Origin of the sequence: Legionella sp. ST3F1, assembly GCF_048553315.1 — a bacterium.
GTDB lineage: Bacteria > Pseudomonadota > Gammaproteobacteria > Legionellales > Legionellaceae > Tatlockia > Tatlockia donaldsonii.
In genome coordinates this window covers 1-3,354 of record NZ_JBLZIO010000039.1, presented here as the reverse complement: position 1 = coordinate 3,354, position 3,354 = coordinate 1, and the positions used below count along the sequence as shown (strand labels likewise).

The window sequence follows — 3,354 nt, the reverse complement described above, 5'->3', positions numbered from 1 at the left end:
CAAATCAGTTCAAACAGAAGGTGTTAGGTGCCCGTTTTTCTAATTAATGCTGGATCGATTTTGGGGAGAGGATCATTAGGTGCCCGTTTTTCTAATTAATGCTGGATCGATTTTGGGGAGAGGATCAGAAGCCTGGTAATTTTATGTGGATTCCTACAGCATTATGGGAGGAAAGGGAAAAATACAGGGTTATCACTACAGATGAAAACATGAGAATTAAAATAAAATTAAATCCTAATTATCATGTTGATGAAAGAGGGGATATAGTCAATACGATTAAGAATTACGTAGAAACGCCTATTAGTCAATTAAACAAAAAGGGAGAACAACGGTTCTTTTTAAACGGTCAAGTTCTTCCAGACAACAATCCAATAGAACACGTAGAATTTGTGCAAAGCATTCGCGATTCTTTAGAAAATAACGCTATAAAAATTTGTATACCCCAGTGCGAACGCAGAGCGATTTTTATTAAGAATACAGACGGGTTTCATGCGCGTAATATTTTTGAAGAGCCTATTGAGGGCGTTGATTTAACCAGAGTATATTTAAGAGCAGTTGATGTTAATGCCGAGCTTTATTCAGCATTTTAGGGTGGATTAAATCTATACTAGGAAAATACATTAAAAGGTATTTGTTTATGACTCCGTCACCGATTGTTACCAAGCGATTAAATTTAAGACCTGCCTCCGACGGTGATGCGGAGAGTCTTTTTTATAATTATTGTTCAGATATCGAGAGTTCTCGATTTCTTACTCGCCAACCCCATTCTAATATAGAACAAACCCTGCAATTTTTAACAAAGTGGTGCGATATTGCCTGGAAAGAGAGTTTACCGGAGTTTGCTTGGGTTATTTCTTTAAGGAAGAATAGGGAAGCAATCGGAGTGTTTCTTGTGACATTGAAAGAAAGGAATGCCCAAATTCATTATGGAATTAGTCGCAGATTTGAATGCCAAGGTCTCATTACTGAAGCAGGCCTTGCAGTTGTTGAGTGGCTACAAATACAATCGGATGTAAAAGAAATATCGACTGTATGTGATCTAGATAATCATGGGTCAATCAGAGTGCTTGAAAAACTTGGATTTGAAAATCAGGGAATATTAAAGGAAGGGCTTCATTTACCTGCATTCGGTCATAAAGCTCGCGACTGTTATAGATATCTAAAAAAATAATCATACGCGGCAGAAAAGCGCTGTAATACATAGCTATTGCTAATCAATTTATATTCATGATGAGTAAAAATTACACATTGATAAAATAAAGTGGGGTTTCTTTACTCTTAATTAAGTGGGGGATTAAAAATTCTTGGCGTAGCAAAATCGAGAGCTATAAAGTTAACAAACATTGTTCAAAGTGAGTATATTAACCAAAATGCTCGTAATTTCTTCAAGTAAATTTAAGAAAATACCATTGCCATGATTTCATCTGAGGTACATTGAAATATTGATTTCAAAGCTAGGCTATAATGAGCCGTAGCTATACTCTGCTCTACTAGAATACTGGTCAAGAATTGGAGAGATTCATGAGAAAAAAATATTATGCTGTAATAGTTGATGAAAAAGAAAGCGGGGATCATTGTTTAAAACCTTTTGATAAGAAAGCCGATGCTGATAAAGTTGCACAACAGCTACAAGGCAAATTGTATGAATATGATTGGCCAGACTTAGGGCATCCACAATATTTAGGAGGGAAGCTAATTAAAGATTATTCTATCAACTCTGACTGTTGATGTGTTTAATAAATGAAACAAAGGTGTTCAGGGCCTGAATCTTGTATGTGCTCTTGAATCTCTTAATAATATTTAGCATTTGTTAATTAATTTTTTTATCAAAATTCAAGCCCTGATAGAGTTTCGCTTAAAAGGGCGAGATTAAAGCTCTCGCCAAGCTTAAACATCAATATCCCATTAACATTAAAATTAAAAAGCACCCATACCGACATACCTTTATATTTATTGTTATAGAAATATTGATTACACAAGTTAGATTCATGGTTAAATCTCATAAATCAACCTGCCGGCAGGCTGTTTAAACCTGTCCTTATTTAACGACGCGTTTAATTACGTCGCTCAGAAATTTATGCGCACTAATTTCTGAGTGCGATAAGCGCCTTGAATGCCTTTTGCTTACGGCTCATCTTAAGCCGCAAGGTCTGCTTACCTTCGCCATTGACAAAAACAATGACGTAGGGAGTTTTGTTCTCCCATTTATATTATAGATTGCTACAGAGGAAGAACAGGAACAAATGGGTTAGTTCCCCAAATATAGTAGTTTGATTTTAAAGAATGAAGACCTTGATTATGCAATGCCCATTAAGGCTGCGCTTGCTTCTCTGTATTATTCTTCAATTACAATTGCTCCGCCTTCTGCTCCATTGATATTAATCGCAATACCTATATTTACAAAGAAGCAACCAGTCATTTTTAAACGATTCTTTATTGTAGTTTCTGAGGAGTTAAAAGAGATGCCTTCCTGGGTTGCTTCGTACATAATTTTTACAGAGGTTATAGGATATTCTATTTCACAACGAGAAAGTTGGGAAAAATCATTTTTTAAGTCATTTCTGGAGCTAATCTCCAAAAATTCAATTTTCAAAAAATCATTATTGGTATAAGTAATTTCTAACATTCTACCATTGGGAGGTGAAACAACAGTTTTTATTTTTTCATTCAATATCCAGAAATTATCTTTCATAATTGGTTCATCTTCACCAATTAATGCGATATTTAGTAACAGATAACCGTTTTTATCTCGATTAAACCATATGCATTTTTGTCCGTGAAACTGAAAAATAGTTAAAGTGTTAAGGTAAAAATTTCCTCCTACCAAAGCCACGAGGTCGTGCCGCATCCAGTCAAATTTTCCAGATACTTGAGATTGTTTATTTTTTTTAAAATTCCTTAGTTGGTCTTTTGTATAGGTATTGGCATCTGCTTTCCTGTGATGTTCAGGACAAAGTGCAATCATCCCTTCAGGATTGTGATGATTTAACTCTCCCCATTTCGGATCGAAATGATGCCATTCCAAGTAGGGGTTTCCACAACTCTGAATTGGGCATCCGAAACCTACTTCCTCCCTTAAAATTTTAAGAACTTTAGCTGGCGGTTTTCTGTTCATATCAATACTTTAAAAAAATAATCTAATTATAGCCAAAAAGGTAAGCTATAATTTTTTCCTCATATTTTCACTCTATTTCTATGAGCTGATTTGGTTCCAGTAATTAAAATTTAAATTACTAGCATGTATCAATGGGTGACCCATAGTTTTGAGCTAGATAACGTACCGGCCTGTTGTAAAAGGTGGCAGATTTTGATCTTTAATAAAAACGTAAAATGAGAATAAAAAATACTAACCGC

Annotated in this window: 4 protein-coding genes; 3 read left to right on the top strand and 1 reads right to left on the bottom strand. The window is 35.0% G+C overall.

Annotated features, from left to right (window positions below; translation table 11 throughout):
• The first annotated feature begins 143 nt into the window (after positions 1 to 143).
• The 3 genes from ACN4Z1_RS15820 (at position 144) to ACN4Z1_RS15810 (ending at position 1,728) form a co-directional block, all read left to right on the top strand.
• Positions 144 to 590 (top strand): hypothetical protein, encoded by a 447-nt coding sequence (locus tag ACN4Z1_RS15820; RefSeq protein ID WP_419388364.1) that lies wholly within the window; start codon positions 144 to 146, stop codon positions 588 to 590.
• 47 nt (positions 591 to 637) lie between these two features.
• A complete protein-coding gene (locus ACN4Z1_RS15815; protein WP_419388363.1) occupies positions 638 to 1,171 on the top strand; it encodes a GNAT family N-acetyltransferase in 534 nt (177 codons plus the stop codon).
• Between the two features lie 350 nt (positions 1,172 to 1,521).
• Positions 1,522 to 1,728 carry a hypothetical protein gene (locus ACN4Z1_RS15810; RefSeq protein WP_419388362.1) on the top strand — a complete coding sequence of 69 codons (207 nt, stop codon included), beginning with the start codon at positions 1,522 to 1,524 and terminating at the stop codon, positions 1,726 to 1,728.
• Positions 1,729 to 2,335: 607 nt separating this feature from the next.
• Here ACN4Z1_RS15810 and ACN4Z1_RS15805 read toward each other — a convergent pair.
• On the bottom strand, positions 2,336 to 3,115 hold the full coding sequence (locus ACN4Z1_RS15805) for a hypothetical protein (RefSeq protein ID WP_419388361.1): 780 nt from the start codon (positions 3,113 to 3,115) through the stop codon (positions 2,336 to 2,338).
• Between the last annotated feature and the right edge of the window lie 239 nt (positions 3,116 to 3,354).

Excerpts from the sequence above, each read along its gene's own strand:
- ACN4Z1_RS15815 (WP_419388363.1), top strand. The coding sequence starts at position 638 with ATGACTCCGTCACCGATTGTTACCAAGCGATTAAATTTAAGACCTGCC.
- ACN4Z1_RS15805 (WP_419388361.1), bottom strand. The coding sequence starts at position 3,115 with ATGAACAGAAAACCGCCAGCTAAAGTTCTTAAAATTTTAAGGGAGGAA.
- ACN4Z1_RS15810 (WP_419388362.1), top strand. The coding sequence starts at position 1,522 with ATGAGAAAAAAATATTATGCTGTAATAGTTGATGAAAAAGAAAGCGGG.
- ACN4Z1_RS15820 (WP_419388364.1), top strand. The coding sequence starts at position 144 with ATGTGGATTCCTACAGCATTATGGGAGGAAAGGGAAAAATACAGGGTT.